General features: G+C 47.4%; 21 protein-coding genes. 18 read left to right on the top strand and 3 right to left on the bottom strand.

Going from position 1 to position 17026, the window contains the following annotated elements; genetic code table 11:
* The 9 genes from D1B31_RS07210 (at nucleotide 1) to maa (ending at nucleotide 5779) form a co-directional block, all read left to right on the top strand.
* A complete protein-coding gene (locus tag D1B31_RS07210) occupies nucleotides 1-525 on the top strand; it encodes a Rieske (2Fe-2S) protein (protein WP_118920090.1) in 525 nt (174 codons plus the stop codon).
* Nucleotides 515-715 carry a hypothetical protein gene (locus D1B31_RS07215; protein ID WP_118920091.1) on the top strand — a complete coding sequence of 67 codons (201 nt, stop codon included), beginning with the start codon at nucleotides 515-517 and terminating at the stop codon, nucleotides 713-715. The genes D1B31_RS07210 and D1B31_RS07215 overlap by 11 nt, the downstream gene beginning before the upstream one ends.
* Nucleotides 712-1026 carry a hypothetical protein gene (locus D1B31_RS07220; protein WP_338036456.1) on the top strand — a complete coding sequence of 105 codons (315 nt, stop codon included), beginning with the start codon at nucleotides 712-714 and terminating at the stop codon, nucleotides 1024-1026. The genes D1B31_RS07215 and D1B31_RS07220 overlap by 4 nt, the downstream gene beginning before the upstream one ends.
* Nucleotides 1013-1294, top strand: coding sequence for a hypothetical protein (locus tag D1B31_RS07225; RefSeq protein WP_118920092.1), 282 nt, complete (start codon nucleotides 1013-1015; stop codon nucleotides 1292-1294). The genes D1B31_RS07220 and D1B31_RS07225 overlap by 14 nt, the downstream gene beginning before the upstream one ends.
* Nucleotides 1295-1318: 24 nt before the next feature.
* Nucleotides 1319-1975: a sensor histidine kinase gene (locus D1B31_RS07230; RefSeq protein WP_118920093.1), complete on the top strand. Its 657-nt coding sequence runs from the start codon at nucleotides 1319-1321 to the stop codon at nucleotides 1973-1975.
* Nucleotides 1976-2024: 49 nt separating this feature from the next.
* A complete protein-coding gene (locus tag D1B31_RS07235; protein ID WP_118920094.1) occupies nucleotides 2025-2678 on the top strand; it encodes a response regulator in 654 nt (217 codons plus the stop codon).
* 15 nt (nucleotides 2679-2693) lie between these two features.
* Nucleotides 2694-3146 (top strand): GAF domain-containing protein, encoded by a 453-nt coding sequence (locus tag D1B31_RS07240; protein WP_118920095.1) that lies wholly within the window; start codon nucleotides 2694-2696, stop codon nucleotides 3144-3146.
* A 16-nt stretch (nucleotides 3147-3162) separates the two neighbouring features.
* The gene (locus D1B31_RS07245) at nucleotides 3163-4503 is read left to right on the top strand and encodes a PAS domain-containing sensor histidine kinase (protein ID WP_118920096.1); all 1341 of its coding nucleotides are present in this window, start codon (nucleotides 3163-3165) and stop codon (nucleotides 4501-4503) included.
* Nucleotides 4504-5179: 676 nt separating this feature from the next.
* Entirely contained in the window at nucleotides 5180-5779 is a 600-nt protein-coding gene (maa, locus tag D1B31_RS07250) for a maltose O-acetyltransferase (protein ID WP_118920097.1), read from the top strand.
* Between the two features lie 71 nt (nucleotides 5780-5850).
* Here maa and D1B31_RS07255 read toward each other — a convergent pair whose 3' ends face one another.
* A complete protein-coding gene (locus D1B31_RS07255; RefSeq protein WP_118920098.1) occupies nucleotides 5851-7377 on the bottom strand; it encodes a solute symporter family protein in 1527 nt (508 codons plus the stop codon).
* The gene (locus D1B31_RS07260) at nucleotides 7374-7727 is read right to left on the bottom strand and encodes a DUF485 domain-containing protein (RefSeq protein WP_118920099.1); all 354 of its coding nucleotides are present in this window, start codon (nucleotides 7725-7727) and stop codon (nucleotides 7374-7376) included. Before D1B31_RS07260 ends, D1B31_RS07255 begins: the two co-directional genes overlap by 4 nt.
* Before the next feature lie 220 nt (nucleotides 7728-7947).
* Here D1B31_RS07260 and D1B31_RS07265 point away from each other — a divergent pair, with 220 nt between their 5' ends.
* The 9 genes from D1B31_RS07265 (at nucleotide 7948) to D1B31_RS07305 (ending at nucleotide 14822) form a co-directional block, all read left to right on the top strand.
* Nucleotides 7948-8496 carry a histidine phosphatase family protein gene (locus D1B31_RS07265; RefSeq protein WP_118920100.1) on the top strand — a complete coding sequence of 183 codons (549 nt, stop codon included), beginning with the start codon at nucleotides 7948-7950 and terminating at the stop codon, nucleotides 8494-8496.
* Between the two features lie 19 nt (nucleotides 8497-8515).
* Nucleotides 8516-9262 carry a GNAT family N-acetyltransferase gene (locus D1B31_RS07270; protein ID WP_158587488.1) on the top strand — a complete coding sequence of 249 codons (747 nt, stop codon included), beginning with the start codon at nucleotides 8516-8518 and terminating at the stop codon, nucleotides 9260-9262.
* A 134-nt stretch (nucleotides 9263-9396) separates the two neighbouring features.
* Entirely contained in the window at nucleotides 9397-9927 is a 531-nt protein-coding gene (locus tag D1B31_RS07275; protein ID WP_118920102.1) for an RNA polymerase sigma factor, read from the top strand.
* Complete coding sequence (locus D1B31_RS07280; protein ID WP_118920103.1) at nucleotides 9902-10540, top strand: hypothetical protein; 639 nt, start codon at nucleotides 9902-9904, stop codon at nucleotides 10538-10540. The genes D1B31_RS07275 and D1B31_RS07280 overlap by 26 nt, the downstream gene beginning before the upstream one ends.
* A gap of 100 nt (nucleotides 10541-10640) precedes the next feature.
* A complete protein-coding gene (locus D1B31_RS07285; RefSeq protein WP_118920104.1) occupies nucleotides 10641-10838 on the top strand; it encodes a DUF4083 family protein in 198 nt (65 codons plus the stop codon).
* A 285-nt stretch (nucleotides 10839-11123) separates the two neighbouring features.
* Nucleotides 11124-11795, top strand: coding sequence for a YknW family membrane protein (gene yknW, locus D1B31_RS07290; protein ID WP_118920105.1), 672 nt, complete (start codon nucleotides 11124-11126; stop codon nucleotides 11793-11795).
* The gene (locus D1B31_RS07295) at nucleotides 11795-12916 is read left to right on the top strand and encodes an efflux RND transporter periplasmic adaptor subunit (RefSeq protein WP_118920106.1); all 1122 of its coding nucleotides are present in this window, start codon (nucleotides 11795-11797) and stop codon (nucleotides 12914-12916) included. Before yknW ends, D1B31_RS07295 begins: the two co-directional genes overlap by 1 nt.
* Nucleotides 12913-13632, top strand: a complete 720-nt coding sequence (locus D1B31_RS07300) for an ABC transporter ATP-binding protein (protein ID WP_118920107.1) — start codon at nucleotides 12913-12915, stop codon at nucleotides 13630-13632. The genes D1B31_RS07295 and D1B31_RS07300 overlap by 4 nt, the downstream gene beginning before the upstream one ends.
* Nucleotides 13629-14822, top strand: a complete 1194-nt coding sequence (locus tag D1B31_RS07305) for an ABC transporter permease (RefSeq protein ID WP_118920108.1) — start codon at nucleotides 13629-13631, stop codon at nucleotides 14820-14822. Before D1B31_RS07300 ends, D1B31_RS07305 begins: the two co-directional genes overlap by 4 nt.
* 380 nt (nucleotides 14823-15202) lie before the next feature.
* On the opposite strand, the gene D1B31_RS07310 is transcribed toward D1B31_RS07305, so the two are convergent.
* A complete protein-coding gene (locus tag D1B31_RS07310) occupies nucleotides 15203-16861 on the bottom strand; it encodes a glutamine--tRNA ligase/YqeY domain fusion protein (RefSeq protein WP_118920109.1) in 1659 nt (552 codons plus the stop codon).
* Nucleotides 16862-17026: the final 165 nt, after the last annotated feature.

Here is a 17026-nt window from a genome sequence, read left to right on the forward strand (position 1 = left end):
ATGACAGAGAAAAATAATAAAATCCCGTTCGAAGAAGATAATTATACACATAACATAAATCGCAGCAACGAGCGGAAGCTGGACCGGCGCGGCTTCATGAAAACACTTGTCGGAGCGGCGGGCGTCTTCGCCGTTTCCTCCCTGCCGTGGGGAGCGATGGCCGCAAAGGAACTGATGGGCCTCGGTGAAAAAGAATATCCGCGCAAAAAAATCGCCAGCCTTGATTCGGTAGCGGTTGGTGACGCAGTCGAATTCGCCTTCCCCGGCGAGCATGACAGCGCGATTATGATCAGATTGTCCGAAAAGAAATTCGTTGCGTACCAAAATGCATGCACACACCTGCGCTGCCCGGTTTTCTGGAACAAAGAAGAAAATGACTTGCTTTGCCCGTGCCACCATGGCAAGTTCGATGTGGAGACTGGAGCGCCGACGGCCGGCCCGCCTAGAAGGCCGCTTCCTGAGATTTTTGTAAAGGTTGACAAAGGGGCAGTTTACGCGACTGGGGTGAAGCGCTATGAAGCCTAGTACACTGAATTTCGTTCTCCTGTGCGCAATCCTGATGCTGAACATTGTGTGTACCCACTTCATGGTCCAGCAGTACTTTTTCGAAAACTATGCCAACTCGCTGATTTTTGGGGCTTTGAACATCGTCCTTTTTCCGCTCGCTCTTACCATTTACAAAAGGGACCGCAAGCTGGAGCGTGAAAGCAAATGATGAACAGCGAAACGTACATCGACTTTTGTTTTGCCAGAAAGGAAGAAGGAAACTTCTCGGCGGAAGTAGACAGTCTCTTGAAGGACCTCTTTACCGGCAAGCGGCTGAAATGGTATCTTGAAGAAAAAATGGCTGATGGGGCCGATGTTGTCATTGCAGAAATCAAGGGAATGTCGCCTTTCCAGTCTGAGGAAGAAACGGTTGAGTTCATTGAAACACATGCAGGCGAAGCGTTCTGGGAGTATCTCCAGGGGTATAAAATTTTTGTTTATCCGAACAAGAGAGGGTGCGGCAGCTGTGGATCACATTAAGCATAAAAACCTCAAGCGCTTTGAAGGGACAATAGTCGAACTTGCCATCAAGGACAAAGAAGGCAGCGACCAGGCACCGGCCATCCGGAAAACGATTAAATATGTGCTCATGTGCCCGGACGGCACCCATGTACGTTTTTATTTTGACAAAAATAAATTCCTGGCTGTGCCGGTGACAAGTGAATTTGGCGGCTCGGAAGATGAATTGACTGCATACGACGCAGGCAGCGGCCTGTCTTACGCGGTCAAAATAATAGACCGCGGATAGCGGTTTGAGGAAGGAGGAAGCAAAATGGAGACGTTGTCAGGACAAAAAGAAATCAGCTCGTATATTATCCACTCGCAGGAAGATGAACTGAAAAGGATTGCCTTGGATCTTCATGAGGGGGTCGGCCAAAATCTGTACAGTGTCTTCAACGGACTGCAATTTATTGAATCCGCGGTGCAGGACCCGGCGATGAAGGAGTATGTTGCTGAAATGTCCCGGCTGATGGAAAGGACCATTCAAGAAATCCGTCTTCTGTCAGTGGAATTGCATCCTCCTACTTTAAGCACGCTCGGATTTGTGCCCGCAATCAAAAGTTATATCAAGCTTTATACGTCCACATTTGGCGTCATTGTCGATGTCGAGACGGAAGGGGAAGAGCAGGCCATTTCTGAAAAAGGGCGGATCGCGGTATTCCGTGTCTGCCAGGAAGCGCTTGCGAATATCGCAAAGTATGCGGATACGTGCCATGTCAGCATGGCCATCCGCTGGTCAAGTGATGTGCTCACTGTAGTCATCAAGGATTTCGGGCAAGGCTTCGATTTGGAAGACAGCCCGCAGACGTACCAATCATCCGGACTGGCGGCCATGAAGGAAAGGATGCTTCTGGCTGGCGGTAATTGCCATATTTCCTCTACAATAGGGGAAGGGACATTGATCGAACTGACCCTGCCGCTCGACTAACCGGGCAAGGGGTTTCTTTGTTTTTAGCGATTGTAAAGGGGAGTTTGCTTTGATTAACATTCTGCTTGTTGATGACCATGCCGTTGTCAGGATGGGATTGTCGATGCTGCTGAACTCTCATGCCGATATGAGAGTGGTCGGTGAAGCATCGGAAGGGAACGAAGGAATAAAAAAAGCGCTTGAACTGAAACCGAATGTTGTCATTATGGACCTGAGCATGCCCCATGGCAAGGACGGGCTTTCGGCAACATCGGAATTGAAGAAGCTCATGCCTGAGGTGAATATCCTCATCCTGACAATGCACGATGATGAGGAGTATTTGTTCCGGGCCATTCAGGCGGGAGCATCAGGGTGTATTTTGAAAAGCGCCCCCCATGACGAATTGCTTGCCGCAATCGAAACGGTGGCAAAAGGGGATGCCTACTTGCATCCTTCCGCGACGAAGCGTCTGATGGAAGAGTATATGGGTGCTCTCCGCCATGGGAACGCGGATACGTTTAATCTTCTGTCAGACAGGGAAAAGGAAGTCCTTACTCTCGTTGCAAAAGGTTTTTCGAATAAGGAAATTGCCGAACAGCTCGTGATTTCTGTTAAAACAGTTGAAACCCACAAAGGGAATGTCATGGAGAAACTTCAGCTGAAAACAAGGCCTGAACTGGTCCAATATGCCATTAAAAAAGGGCTGTTGGGATACGGCCTTTGAAAGGAGTAGTCCTGCATGGAGGAACTAAGGGGCCTGAATCCTGTCATTGAGAAAATAACCGAGCTGCGGGAAGAGATTGGCTGCGACTTTGTCGGACTGGCTATCCAGAACAAAGTAGGCCCCGATATCCGCTGGCATTTTGCCTCGGGCAATCTAAATGATAAATATGAGCGGATTACTGTTAGGTACGGGAAAGGGGTTGCCGGAAAAGTTGTCTCAACAGGAAGCCCGATTCTTGTCGAGAACTTTCCGCAAAACATTCTTGGAAAAGCGACCGACTACCCAATCATGCTCGCCGAGAAGCTAAAATCCTCCTATGCAGTGCCGCTGTTTTTTAATGGGGTGCCCAAAGGGGTTCTTCTAGCGGGAAATAGGTCTAATCTCTCCTTCAGCGTGCGGTGGTGCTCGGCGGTTCGAGAGACAGCAGCGGAACTTGAGAAGATCCTTGAGGGATATCATTTACTTTGAATGCGGGGGGCTCTTTATGGCAAAAGAAGAACGATTGATAGAAAGGCAGGATGTTAGCGGCGGGGTTTTGCTCGTCGATGACGTTGGCAAGATACAGTACATAAATGAACACGCGTGCGAGAAATTCGGCTATAAAATGGGGGGGCTGCCTGGGCTTGGCCTTTATTTTGATGAGTTCCTTCCGAAAATTGACCCGGAGACCGTGGCTGAAGGGATTGTGACAAGTACATATGGACTTAATGCAGAGGGGGAACTGTTTCCGCTCTTTTTCAGTATGAACAGCTTTCGTCTCGACGGGGAACTTTACTTTCTGTACGTTTTTCATGATGGTGAAAACCGAGCCAGGCTGGCGGATAAAATGTCCGCATCCCCCAATGAACTTGTCGATTATAAATTTGCGCTAGACCAGGCTGCGATTGTGGCGATTACTGACCAGCGCGGCAAAATAAAATATGTAAATGATAAGTTTTGCGAAATTTCGAAGTACAGGGCTGGGGAGCTGCTAGGTGAGGATCATCGGATCATCAATTCAGGCTACCACCCACGGGAGTTCTTCACGGATTTGTGGCAGGCGATTACGGCAGGCCGGGTCTGGCACGGTGAAATTAAAAACAGGGCGAAAGACGGCAGTTATTATTGGGTGGATACAACGATTATCCCGTTTTTGGATGGAGACGGAAAACCGTACCAGTATTTGGCGATCCGCTTTGAGATTACCGAACGGAAGCGGATTGAAGCGGAACTTCAGAAAATGACGGCGCAGATTATCGATGTTCAGGAGGAAGAACGGAAACGTTTATCGCGTGAACTGCATGACGGACTTGGGCAAAATCTGTACAGTCATTTGATTACGATCAATAGGCTGATGTCAGAACTAGACCATCCGCTACTCGTCCAGATGCAGGAGGAGGCGATGGAAATGATTGAGGAGATCCGCGACCTGTCATGGGAACTCCGCCCTTCCGTACTCGATGACCTTGGCCTTGTTCCGGCCATCCGTTCTTTCTTAACGCGCTATTCTAATCATTACAAAATTGCTGTCCATTTTGATTGTGTTCTGGGCCGTAGGCTTGCCCCCGGTACCGAAACAACCATCTACCGTGTCATCCAGGAGGCGCTCACCAATGTCCGCAAATATGCCGGAGTAGACGAAGCCGCCGTCACCATCCGGGAGTACGAAGATGCAGTCCGCGTCATGATTGAAGATTGTGGCCGCGGCTTTGATATCAGCGGCGGCCCGCGTGGAGTCGGTCTTTTCAGTATGGATGAGCGGGCCCGTGCATCGGGCGGGGAGTTGCAAATCATTTCCGAGCCAGGGAAGGGGACGAAGGTTATCCTTGAAGTGCCGGTGGGGTAGCTTGCGTGACAAAGAATCATGAATTCCTGGGATTGTTGTCACTCAAGGTGAGTTTGCGTGACAAAGAATCGTGAATTCCTGGGATTGTTGTCACTCAAGATGGTTTTTCGTGACAAAGAATTGTGAATTCCTGGGTTTGTTGTCACTCAAGATGGTTTTGCGTGACAAAGAATTGTTAATTCCTGGGATTGTTGTCACTCAAGGTGGTTTTTCGTGACAAAGAATTGTGAATTCCCGGGATTGTTGTCACTCAAGATGTTTTTGCGTGACAAAGAATCGTGAATTCCCGGGTTTGTTGTCACTCAAGGTGAGTTTGCGTGACAAAGAATCGTGAATTCCCGGGTTTGTTGTCACTCAAGGTGAGTTTGCGTGACAAAGAATCGTGAATTCCCGGGTTTGTTGTCACTCAAGATGGTTTTGCGTGACAAAGAATCATGAATTCCTGGGATTGTTGTCACTCAAGGTGAGTTTGCGTGACAAAGAATCGTGAATTCCTGGGTTTGTTGTCACTCAAAGAGGTTTTGCGTGACAAAGAATTGTGAATTCCTGGGATTGTTGTCACTCAAGATGGTTTTGCGTGACAAAGAATCGTGAATTCCTGGGAATGTTGTCACTCATCGGTTTTAAAACGGAATTGCCCCATAAATTTACAAAATAAGTATATTGAGGTGCACGAATGAAATCAGAGAAAGAGAAAATGCTCGCAGGTGAAATGTATGTGCCTGCTGATCCTGAACTGGTGGAGGGCCGCCTGAATGCCCGCAAGCTGGTGAATGCCTACAACCGCACGGCGGAAACTGAACTCGAAAAACGGACTGAAATTTTGCAGGAGCTTTTCGGATCTCTTGGCAAAAATAGTCTCATAGAGCCGGACTTCCGTTGTGATTATGGCTCCAATATTTATACTGGCGAAAATTTCTACGCTAATTTCAACTGTGTGATCCTTGACGTTTGTGAAGTCCGTTTCGGGGATAATTGTATGCTTGCTCCAGGCGTGCATATTTACACAGCAACCCATCCGCTTCATCCAGTCGAGCGGAATTCAGGCCGCGAATTCGGAAAGCCGGTTACAATCGGCAACAACGTCTGGATTGGCGGGCGTGCAGTCATTAATCCGGGCGTGACAATTGGTGACAATGCCGTTATTGCGTCAGGAGCGGTCGTGACGAAGGACGTTCCTGCTAATGTGGTTGTCGGAGGGAATCCGGCGAAAATTATTAAGCATATTGAAATGTGGAATCATAAGGCTGACTCTTCATTTTCCCAACTTTATTAGAAGTTTCGGGAACAGTCCGAAAAATAGATCACTACAAAACCGGCTATGAGTTCCATAGCCGGTCTGTATTTTTATAAGCCTGTATTCGCTTTTACTAGAATCCTATCAAAATCTCTCGCATTCTCCCTCTTAGTTGAGAGAAGAGTGCCGAAAATTGCCGCTAGGAAGCCAAGTGGAATGGAAACGATGCCTGGATTTGTTAAGGTGACAAGCGGCTTGCCAACGAAAATGGCGGCTCCAACCTCTGGAGACCAGATATTCGGGGAGATTGCGACCATGACAAGGGCACTCATTAAACCAACGATCATCCCTGTAATTGCACCGGTTGTATTGAACTTTTTCCAAAAAATCGTCAGTAAAATAATCGGCAGGTTGGCGCTGGCCGCGACTGCAAATGCGAGCGCGACTAGGAACGCTACGTTCATCTTTTGTGCGAAAAGAGCCAATACAATTGACAGGACGGCAACGCCGATGGATGCAAACCGCGCAACCTTGACCTGCTGTTTCTCCGTGGCGTTCCCTTTTTTAATAATATGCGCATAGAAATCGTGCGCGAATGCCGAAGCCGCTGAAAGAACAAGCCCGGCTACTACTGCAAGAATGGTTGCAAAAGCAACAGCGGATATGAAAGCAAAAAGGAATTCCCCTCCGATGGCCTCAGCAAGAAGCGGTGCAGCCATATTGCCAGCGGCATTGGCGGCGACGATTTTTTCATAGCCAACAAACGCAGCGGCACCAAAGCCGAGGAAGACTGTCATCACATAGAAAATACCGATAATCCAGGTTGCGTAAATGACAGACTTCCGAGCTGTTATCGCATCCTTAACCGTGAAAAAGCGGATTAGGATATGCGGGAGCCCGGCCGTACCCAACACAAGAGCAAGGTTTAGCGAAAGTGTATCCAAGGGGTTCTTGAATTTATTTCCGGGATTTAAAAAAGCTTCGCCAAGCGGGGTGGCGGTTTTCATTTCATTAAACATTTTCACAACACTATAATCAAATTTTGCAAAAACAATCATGGAAATGATAAAAGTCCCTAACATCAAGAGGACTGCCTTCGCAATCTGAACCCATGAAGTGGCTGTCATTCCGCCGAAAACAACGTAAATTGTCATGAGCGTACCGACAATGAGCACTGAATAGACATAATCGATGCCGAGCAGCAGTTTAATGAGCGCACCGGCGCCGACCAGCTGGGCAATCATATAAAAAATGGAGATCGTAATCGTATTAAGGGCCACAACACCACGAACTTTTTTTTCCTTAAACCGGGCAGCAATCATATCCGCCATTGTGTATTTCCCAAGATTCCGCAAAGGTTCTGCAACAAGATAAAGAACAACAAGGTAGGCAACGAGGAAACCGATACTGTAGAAGAAGCCATCGAAGCCCGATAAGGCGACCATCCCGGCAATGCCGAGGAAGGAGGCGGCGGACATATAATCACCGGCGATGGCCAGCCCGTTCTGAAACCCGGTCAGGCTTGAATCCGCTGTATAAAAATCACTGGTTGTCTTAGTTCTTTTTGAAGCAAAATACGTAATCACGAGAGTAAGGAGGACAATGGCTAAAAAAAGTAAAAACGCTACAGTATTCATCGCTGAGTCCTCCGTGCTTCATTCTGAATAATTCCCTCTACAAGGCGGTCAAATCTGGCCGCTTTTTTTGTATAGATAATGCACAAAGCCCATGTCATGATAAATTGGGCAAAAGCAAATACCCATGCCCAGCTAATTGGGCCAAACGCAGGGTTGTTCAGGACAGTTGAATACGCGGTCAAGATCGGCAGGGTAAAGTAAAAGGCCATGAAGAACAGGGTGGATGGCAGTAAAAATTTCCGTTTTTCCCGAAGCAGTTGCTGAAAAGAAGGTGATTGGACGATTTTTGAATAATCTAAAGGTGGGGGTGGATGATCTTTTTTCTTTAATTGGCTTCCCGTCAATGCCATTACGAATTCCTCCTTGGTCGAAAAGAATAGATTCTAGCAAAATCACGGTTATTATATAACTATCTAAATAATTAGTAAATTCTGAACCCGTTTGACTATTGGGGGAGTTTTAAAATTTTCCCAACATGTACAAAGGCTTGATTCACGACTGTTTTTTTCCGTCCGTTTAGTTTTATAATTAGGTAATTGATAATTCTGGAAATGAAAAGAGGCGTATAAATTGCTTGGAGTAAAAACGGTTTATTTGATCCGACATTGCAAGGCAGAAGGACAGGAGCCTAATGCGAAGCTTACTTCACTAGGGGAAAGCCAGGCGAATGAGCTTGCGCAGTTTCTTAAAGGAAAACAAATCGATACGATAGGTTCCAGTCCGTTTAATAGGGCGGTTTCAACCATTCGCCCTTTTGCAAAAGAGGCCGAAATCGAGATGGAAACGGATGAAAGGCTTGCCGAACGGGTGCTATGCTCGGGAGAAAATCCAAATTGGCCGAATATGCTGGAGCGGTCGTTCAATGATCCGGAATTGGCATTTGAAGGTGGGGAGTCCGGCGCGGCGGCTACAAAGAGGGGCTTGAAAGCAATCAATGCAATCCTTGCAAAAACGAAAAAGTACGCGGCGGTGGTCACGCACGGGAACTTGATGGCTCTGATTCTCAAATACTATGATGAAAGCTTTGGCTTTGAAGAGTGGAAGGCACTCTCGAATCCGGATGTGTATGAGATCAGGTTTGAGGGTGAAAAGCCGGAGATTCATAGAGTGTGGGGGTAATACAAGGAAGGGGAGCGTTATGGAACAGGTGAAACAGATTGAAAGCTTGTTCGGGTCGGACTTCAATCTATTGGCAGGGTTGCCAATATCTATTGTTCTAGAGCAAAAGGTGCCAGGGGAACTCAATGAATGGGAAAGCAAGATTACAAAACTCATCGAAATTTCCCGCCAAATGGGCGTCGAGCGGACAGGAGTCACGATCCATACAGGGAACCCGGAAGCAGGAAGGCTTCTCGTTGAAAAGGGATTTGAACATTTCTCCTCGAAAGTGGATGTGCACAAAGATTTAAAGAACCATGAAGCTTCCGCAAAAAAGACCAGTTGGCGATCGCTTGAAAGCACGGATTTGTCCGAAGAGGAGTTCAAAGATTATTGGGAACAGGCAATGAGTTTTTCTGCGAACCAAGCTTCAACCCTGACGATGGACCAGCAGCTGGAATCGGTGAGGACAGAACTTGGTGAAGGCTGGCCGAGCGTTTGCAGAGTCTTTTTTGAAGGCGAAACAGCGATTGGAGTGGCGATTCCGCATATTGAGCCCGGAATGCCCGGCGAGGGAAGGCTGTTCTATTTCGGAATCTTGCCTAGTGCCAGGGGACGGGGACTTGGTTCATTTTTGCATAAAGAAGCCCTTTCAATGCTGAAGGAAATTGGGGCGGAGGTTTATGTGGGCAGCACGCATGTTGCCAATGTGGCGATGCAGCGGGTGTTTGAGCGGAATGGCTGCGAGGTGAGGGCTTATACGGAGTCGTATTATTTGTATTTTTAACATTTGGCAACCCTTTTTCTGGTAAACTGATAGTGGGACAGGCCTGGCACGGTGGCATGCCAGGCTTTATTTATATTTGCCACAGATTGCGCTCATATCCGTCTACTAGTTGAGAGGAAAGCGGAGGAAACCCAATGTTGAGGAAAGAGATCATTTCAGAGTGGTTCCAGCAATATAGCCATGATGTGTATAATTTTTTAATCTATTATACGGGCAAAAGGGATGTCGAGGACCTTGTTCAGGAGACATTCATTAAGGCATTGAAGGGTTTGGAACGGTTCAATTACAATTCAAGTCCAAAAACATGGCTGTTTACGATTGCGCGGAATTTAGCGATTGATGACGCGAGAAAGAAGAAAAACAGGATTTGGGACAAAATAACCCGGTTTGAGCAGCAGCCGGAGGGTGTCGACTCGGAGACACCGGAAACGATTTTTGAGGCGAACGAGCAGGCAGAAGAGCTGCTTGCGGCCATCCAGAAGCTGAAACAGAATTATCGGGAAGTTGTGATTTTAAGGGGGATAAAGGAATTAAGTGTCGCGGAAACGGCGGCGGTGTTGAATTGGACCGAGGATATGGTTAGGACGAATTACCATCGCGCGCTTAAAGTGCTCCGGAATCAAAGAGGAGGTGGCCTCAATGAGCGGTCAGGAAGAATTTCGTGAGCTGGAATCGGCATTGAAGGACCTTCCGCAGAAACAACTGAATGAGCAAACTTTTAAAACGATTCATCAATCCATTCTCAAGGAGGCCGAACGGCTTGATCGGAAAGACCAGTGGATTGGTGTCATGAAACGGTCACTCGCCGGGTTGGCTGCAATCTTCGTGCTTGTGTTTGTCGGTTATATCCTAGCGAATCATAGCGGCTTTGACGGCTCGGAGTCGGCAAAAATGTCTGAAGATAAAGCAAGCGGAGGCAGAAGCGCCGTTGAAAAAGCGAACGGCAGTGATCGAACGGTTGAGGATCGGGCCGAGGTTTATTTCGATGGGGCTATAGATGTTGAAGCATTTGCTGGGGCTGAATCAGTCCGTGTGATTACTGACAAGGGGGAGATTGCGGCGGTAAGGGATATTTTTTTCCGCGCCGGTTGGGAGGATGCCAAAGTCAGCATGGAGCGGACTCCGGACTTCATTCTAAATGGCAAATATATCGTTTGGATTTCTTTTCGAGATGGAGTGGAAATATTATTTGAAGGCGAAAACAAGTACGCGATGCTGGCAAAAGAAGATTCGGAAACACTGGTTGAAATTTTGACAGGAAAGAAACCTGGTGATTGAGTTGCCGGGGTTTTTTTTTGCCAGGATGGAAAAGCTGAAACATATTGCCGCTTATTCCGTAAATAGAGATACAACTAGTAGAAATGGGGAGGACCTTTAGATGAATACAGGCGATGTCATTTTTCAATTGATGACTATTTTTCTTATTGTTTTATTTTTCGTTTCGCTCGGATTTTTCGTCAAGGTTGTCCTTACGGGCCAGCGCCAAAAGGCAAATTCAATTATGCGGCTGGAGGAACGGCTCGATCGCACGGAGGAAAAGCTGGACCGAATTATTTCGTTGCTGGAGAAACAATAAAAGCATAAGTTCCTGAACCAAGAGCGGGCCAGGGACTTATGCTTTTTAAAATAACATTATTTTAGGGATAGGTCAGCTTTTCCTTGATAGCAAGACACTTTTACTAGTGAAAATTCGCTAGGAATCTGGTGACCTATCAATTTTGCAAAAAAAGAAAATTGAAACTATTTGGCAGTTCATACGTCTTACATACTAGAGAAATTCGGGAAAGTGACCCATATCTATTTATAGGGGTGCCTAAATATGGTAAGTTTTCCATAAGAGAAAAAAGAGGGGGAGCAGTTAATGGAAACTCGAGTTGAAACAAACGTACAACAGCAGACGCCATCACTTCTTGGAATTTTTACTAGTCCGAGTGAGCAATTCGAAAGAATCAGGACCAATCCGAAGATCTGGATTCCGCTGTTGATTGTCGCAGTCGTCAATGCGGTTGGGATGGCTATGATGGCAATGATGATGGATACGGATACGCTAATTAAGCAGGGAATCCCAGCGGAGAACGCAGAGATGTTCTTGACGGGGACAAGGATTGCGATGGTTGTGACCGGGGTATTAAGCCCGGGGATTGGGGCTGTCGTTTCTAGTGCCATCCAGCTGTTAATTGCAAAAATAGCCAAGGTCGGGGTATCGTTTAGGCAATTGTTCTCGATGAATACGTACATAACGATTGTCACGGCTGTTGGACTTTTATTGAACAATGCTGTCGCGATGGCGATTAGGGCAAATCCCGAAACGCCAGTGACAAGCCTTGGCGGGCTGCTTGGTAAAGATCAGGCTGGTGTTCTTGGCTCCATCGAGTTTTTTGCCATTTGGGCAATGATTCTAACAGCCACCGGGCTTCATAAAACGGCACGTTTCTCCAAAGCACTTGCTTGGACCATCACCATTATCTTCTTCCTTATTGGACTCGGAATCGCGATGGTCGGCACTCTGCTTCAGGGGGCGCCTAAATTATAATGAAAAAGAAAATACTCATTGGATCGCTCATAACTGTCGTGCTGTTGTCCATGATTGGCGTCAGTGTTTATCGTGAGGTTTATGCGCAAGGGCCTATTGTCAAGGTGATGGAAGTGAAGCAAGACGAAATTTCTTCGTACTTGATGGTTCCGGGTTCTGTTGCCCTGGAAGAGGAGCAGGCAGTCTATTTGTCACCAGAGCGCGGTACATTGAAAGACATTTTGGTAGAAGAAGGCCAGTCAATCAAAAAAGGGACGGTCCTGGCGAAGTTTGAAAATGCGCAGCTTCAGCTTGAAGCAGAACAAAATACGTTATCACTTGAATCCAATAATATGAAAATTACCCAGCTTAAAAAGCAGCTCAGCGATTTGGAGAAGCAGGAAACGGAACTGTCCAGCGGGCTTCTTCCTGACCCGGCTGCCGAGGCGCAAATCACAGGCCAGATCAGCCAGGTGGAAATGGAGCTGAAGGTGGCTGAACTTGAATTAAAACAGGCAAATTTACAGAAGGAAAGTATTGAAAAAAGAACGGGAGAACTGGAGATTAAGAGTACGATAGACGGAATGGTCCTGCTTGTGGATGAAAGTGCCTCCCTTTCCGCTGCAGCTGGAGCCCAGCCGATTGTGCTGGTCGGCAAAATGGAGGGGCTGATTGCGAAAGGGCTTTTATCCGAATATGACACCTTGAAAGTCAGTGTCGGGCAAAAAGTCATTCTCCGATCTGACGCGGTTCCGGATCAGAATTGGCCAGGAGAGGTCACAAAGGTAAGTACGCTCCCTGACTCGCAAGCGGCGATGGCAGGATCGCAGGCAGTCCAATACCCTGTATTGGTCAAGCTTTCCGGCAAAAATCCTGTCCTGAAGCCGGGCTTCCAGGTCATTATGGAAATTGAAACAGAGAAAAAGACAGCGATTGTTCTTCCTGAGTCAGCCATTGTCGATGAAGAAGATGCTCAGTATGTGTATGTCGTGAAAAAAGGAATTGCACATAAGAAAGAGGTAAAAACAGGCATCATGACAGGTTCGAAGGTAGAAATAACCGAGGGAGTTAAGGAAAAGGACAAGGTAATTGCCAATCCGCCAGCAAAGATGAAGGACGGCATGGAAGTGACCGTGAAATGATTGAACTTCAATCGATCACAAAGTCATACACGGTAGGAACAGAACAATTAGATGTTTTGAAAAATGTGTCCGTCAAAATCGAGGATGGCGAATTTGTCGCGATTATGGGTCCTTCAGGCTCTGGAAAATCGACGCTCATGAACATTATCGGCTGCCTCGATAAAGTGTCCAAAGGAACGTATCTCCTCGACGGAGAGGATGTTTCTGATTATAAGGAGCCTGACTTAGCAAGGGTCAGAAATGAGTCGATCGGGTTTGTATTTCAGCAATTCCATCTGTTGCCGCGCCTGACCGCGTTGAAAAACGTCGAATTGCCAATGATTTATGCAGGCATTTCTAAAGATGAAAGGACGGAACGGGCAGCAGAGGCATTGGAGAAGATGGGCCTCGAAGACAGGATGGACCATTTGCCCAATGCCCTTTCCGGCGGGCAAAAGCAACGGGTCGCCATAGCTAGGGCGATTGTCAACAGGCCTTCCCTCATTCTTGCGGATGAACCGACGGGAGCGCTAGATACGAAAACGAGCCGGACGATTATGGAGCAGTTTCAAAGGTTGAACAGAGAAGGCGTCACCGTGATTGTCGTGACCCATGAGCCGGAAATCGCCGAATATGCGAACAGGACGATTATGGTCAGGGACGGGGAAATCGTTCCTTCGGCTTCCGTCGAGCGCAAATGGGGTGCTCCTTCGCTGGAATGGGGTGACGGCGGATGAGCCTGATGGAAAATTTTAAAATGGCCCTCGGGTCATTGAAAGCCCATAAAATGAGGTCTATTTTGACCATGCTTGGCATTATTATTGGCGTGGGCGCGGTCATCATTGTTGTCGCAATTGGGCAGGGCGGCGAGGCCATGCTGAAAAACCAAATCACCGGGCCGGGCAACACAATCGAAGTTTTTTACCAGCCCTCTGATGAGGAAATCCGCGTGAACCCGAATGTGTTCAATCAGGCGCCGTTTACGCAAGAGGATATTCGGGCGCTAAAACAAATTCCAGAAATCAAGGAAGTCATTGCGTCAAGCTCCCAATTTTCCACAGCCAGGATACAGGACAAAGCGGTCGATATATCGGCAACGGGAATTTCGAAAGAGTATCTTGATCTCCACGAGATAAAGGTGAAAAAGGGCAGGACGTTAACGGCGTCTGACTTCCTCGGCGGCAGGCGTTCCGCGCTCGTCAGCCATAAGCTTCTAGAGGAGCTTTTTGAAGGAAAATCACCTGTTGGGAAAGTCATTCTTGTAGCCGGCCAGCCGGTTGAGGTAGTCGGGGTGCTTGAAAAGCCTGAAGGTTTGTTTGCTTTTGGCTCGATGGAAGTTTATCTGCCGTTCCAGACATGGAGGATGATGTTCGGTACTTCAGACTTCACCCAGCTGACACTCCAGGCAGCCAACCCTGATAAAATCCAGACCGCCGGCAAAAAGGCCGCAAAGACATTGAATCAGCTCCATAATACGGAAAAATCGTACCAAGTCATCAATATGGAGGAAATTGCCGCAGGCATCGGACAGGTCACGAAAATCATGACCCTTATTATCGGGAGCATTGCCGGCATCTCGCTGTTCGTCGGCGGGATTGGCGTCATGAATATCATGCTTGTTTCCGTCACCGAGCGGACAAGGGAAATCGGCATCCGAATGGCGCTTGGCGCGACAAGGAACCAGGTACTGACCCAGTTTTTGATTGAGTCGGTCACCCTCACGCTAATTGGCGGCATTGTCGGGATTGGCTTTGGCTGGGGAGTCGCCTCGCTTGTCAGCGTTTTTGCCGGATGGCCTTCACTCGTTTCGTGGCAGGTCGTTCTGATTGGGGTTCTGTTCTCGATGGTCATCGGTGTAGTTTTCGGCATCTTGCCCGCGAATAAGGCATCAAAGCTCGATCCGATTGAATCATTGCGGTATGAATAATGAACTAAACTAGTGAGGCGGGGGAACGTTCTAAAATCTCTTGTTACGCTGGCGTAATTCGAAACACCCTTTGCACGGTTAACATCGTGTGAAGGGTGTTTTTTTCAAAAAAATGCTCGTGCAAACTGCAGCTGTTTATAGAATTGGATAATAAAACTAGTAAATTAGATAATAAAGTAACTAAATTCGCTAACAAACGAGGGAAATTGGATAATAAATTGGTTGATCTCGCTAACAAACCGAAGGAATTGGATCATAAAACCTCTTACCAAACTAACACGAAACAAAAATCCCCTTTTTACCGCATGTAACCCGGAAAAAAGGGGACTCATGATTAAGTTAGATGTTTTTTTGCAAAAATAAGCTCTGTCGAACTCGATTTAAAGCCTAAACGAGCTCTTCAGCGAAACAATCCGGTTGAATACCGGCTTTTCAGGCGTAGTCAATGTAGGATCGACATTAAAGTAGCCGTGGCGGAAGAACTGGAATTTATCCTGCGGCTGGACATCCTTCATGTTTGGCTCGATGAAGCCTTGCAGCACTTCTAGGGAATTAGGGTTCACCTTATCGAGGAAGGTTTTTTCATCGTCTTCGCCGTCTTCCTCGCCGTCATCGTCAAGAATGAGCGGTTCGTACAGCCTGAACTCAGCAGGAACGGCGTTACTCGCCTCAACCCAGTGGATGGTCCCTTTCACCTTGCGACCCGTGAAGCCTGTTCCGCTCTTGGTTTCGGGGTCATATGTGCAGCGGAGCTCGACTACATTTTCGTCCTCATCTTTGATGACTTCTTCACATTTAATGAAATACGCATGCTTCAGGCGGACTTCGTTCCCAGGGAAAAGGCGGAAGTATTTTTTCGGCGGATCTTCCATGAAATCATCCTGCTCGATATAAATTTCACGGGAGAATGGAATCTGCCTGATGCCCATTTCCTCATTTTCCGGGTTGTTTTCCGCATCAAGCCATTCCACTTCCCCTTCAGGGTAGTTGGTGATCACAACCTTGAGAGGGTTCATGACTGCCATCGGTCTTGGTGCCTTCAGCTTCAAATCTTCACGGACAAAATGCTCAAGCATTTGCTCATCGACCGCGCCGGAGCTCTTGGAAACCCCCGTTTCACGGACAAACGTGCGGATCGCTTCAGGTGTATAGCCGCGGCGCCTCATGCCTGAAATCGTCGGCATCCTCGGGTCGTCCCAGCCATCGACGAAGCCTTCATCAACAAGCTGCTTCAGCTTCCGCTTACTCATCACTGTGTTTGTGATATTCAGACGGCCGAACTCAATTTGCTGCGGAGTGGCCTCCATTTCACACTGCTCGACAACCCAGTTGTAAAATGGGCGCTGGTCTTCGAATTCAACCGTACAGATTGAGTGGGTAACGCCCTCAATCGCATCCTCAAGCGGGTGGGCGAAGGCGTACATCGGATAGATGCACCATTCGTTGCCTGTATTGTGGTGTTCAGCATGGGCAATCCGGTAAAGGACTGGGTCGCGAAGATTGATATTCGGCGAACTCATATCAATTTTTGCTCGAAGTACTTTTGCCCCATCTTCGAATTCACCAGCCCTCATCCGTGCGAAAAGGTCAAGGTTCTCCTCGATTGACCGGTCGCGGTACGGGCTGTTTTTGCCAGGCTCTGTCAACGTTCCGCGGTACTCGCGAATCTCGTCCGCAGACAGGTCGTCGACATAGGCAAGTCCTTTTTTGATCAAAAGAACGGCCCGGTTGTACATCTCTTCAAAATAGTCCGAGGCAAAGTGAAGATTGTCCCATTCAAAGCCAAGCCATTGTACATCTTCCTTGATTGAATGGACGTACTCGATATCCTCCTTCAGCGGGTTTGTATCATCGAAACGGAGGTTTGTCGTGCCGCCAAATTCGTCAGCAAACCCAAAGTTCAGGACGATCGATTTGGCGTGGCCGATATGTAAATAGCCGTTCGGTTCCGGAGGGAAGCGGGTAACGACAGTTTTGTGCTTGCCCGACTCCAAATCCTTAATAATGATGTCGCGAATAAAATTAGACGTATTGTCCACAGTTTTCTACCTCTTTCGAAAAACGCGTTAAGATACTTGTATATATATCATAAATACTGTTATTTTTCCATAAAACCGGCTATTTAACAGGGAAAAGCGGCATTTTAGCCAAAAAAATTTCATTCAATCCTGTATAAGGATAAAATGAAAGAAAACATGAAAGCA

The sequence above is a fragment of the Neobacillus notoginsengisoli genome, from assembly GCF_003515685.1.
Classification (GTDB): Bacteria; Bacillota; Bacilli; order Bacillales; family Cytobacillaceae; genus Bacillus_D; species Bacillus_D notoginsengisoli.

Excerpts from the sequence above, each read along its gene's own strand:
- D1B31_RS07210 (WP_118920090.1), top strand. The coding sequence starts at position 1 with ATGACAGAGAAAAATAATAAAATCCCGTTCGAAGAAGATAATTATACA.
- D1B31_RS07215 (WP_118920091.1), top strand. The coding sequence starts at position 515 with ATGAAGCCTAGTACACTGAATTTCGTTCTCCTGTGCGCAATCCTGATG.
- D1B31_RS07220 (WP_338036456.1), top strand. The coding sequence starts at position 712 with ATGATGAACAGCGAAACGTACATCGACTTTTGTTTTGCCAGAAAGGAA.
- D1B31_RS07230 (WP_118920093.1), top strand. The coding sequence starts at position 1,319 with ATGGAGACGTTGTCAGGACAAAAAGAAATCAGCTCGTATATTATCCAC.
- D1B31_RS07240 (WP_118920095.1), top strand. The coding sequence starts at position 2,694 with ATGGAGGAACTAAGGGGCCTGAATCCTGTCATTGAGAAAATAACCGAG.
- D1B31_RS07245 (WP_118920096.1), top strand. The coding sequence starts at position 3,163 with ATGGCAAAAGAAGAACGATTGATAGAAAGGCAGGATGTTAGCGGCGGG.
- maa (WP_118920097.1), top strand. The coding sequence starts at position 5,180 with ATGAAATCAGAGAAAGAGAAAATGCTCGCAGGTGAAATGTATGTGCCT.
- D1B31_RS07255 (WP_118920098.1), bottom strand. The coding sequence starts at position 7,377 with ATGAATACTGTAGCGTTTTTACTTTTTTTAGCCATTGTCCTCCTTACT.
- D1B31_RS07260 (WP_118920099.1), bottom strand. The coding sequence starts at position 7,727 with ATGGCATTGACGGGAAGCCAATTAAAGAAAAAAGATCATCCACCCCCA.
- D1B31_RS07270 (WP_158587488.1), top strand. The coding sequence starts at position 8,516 with ATGGAACAGGTGAAACAGATTGAAAGCTTGTTCGGGTCGGACTTCAAT.
- D1B31_RS07275 (WP_118920102.1), top strand. The coding sequence starts at position 9,397 with ATGTTGAGGAAAGAGATCATTTCAGAGTGGTTCCAGCAATATAGCCAT.
- D1B31_RS07280 (WP_118920103.1), top strand. The coding sequence starts at position 9,902 with ATGAGCGGTCAGGAAGAATTTCGTGAGCTGGAATCGGCATTGAAGGAC.
- D1B31_RS07285 (WP_118920104.1), top strand. The coding sequence starts at position 10,641 with ATGAATACAGGCGATGTCATTTTTCAATTGATGACTATTTTTCTTATT.
- yknW (WP_118920105.1), top strand. The coding sequence starts at position 11,124 with ATGGAAACTCGAGTTGAAACAAACGTACAACAGCAGACGCCATCACTT.
- D1B31_RS07295 (WP_118920106.1), top strand. The coding sequence starts at position 11,795 with ATGAAAAAGAAAATACTCATTGGATCGCTCATAACTGTCGTGCTGTTG.
- D1B31_RS07300 (WP_118920107.1), top strand. The coding sequence starts at position 12,913 with ATGATTGAACTTCAATCGATCACAAAGTCATACACGGTAGGAACAGAA.
- D1B31_RS07305 (WP_118920108.1), top strand. The coding sequence starts at position 13,629 with ATGAGCCTGATGGAAAATTTTAAAATGGCCCTCGGGTCATTGAAAGCC.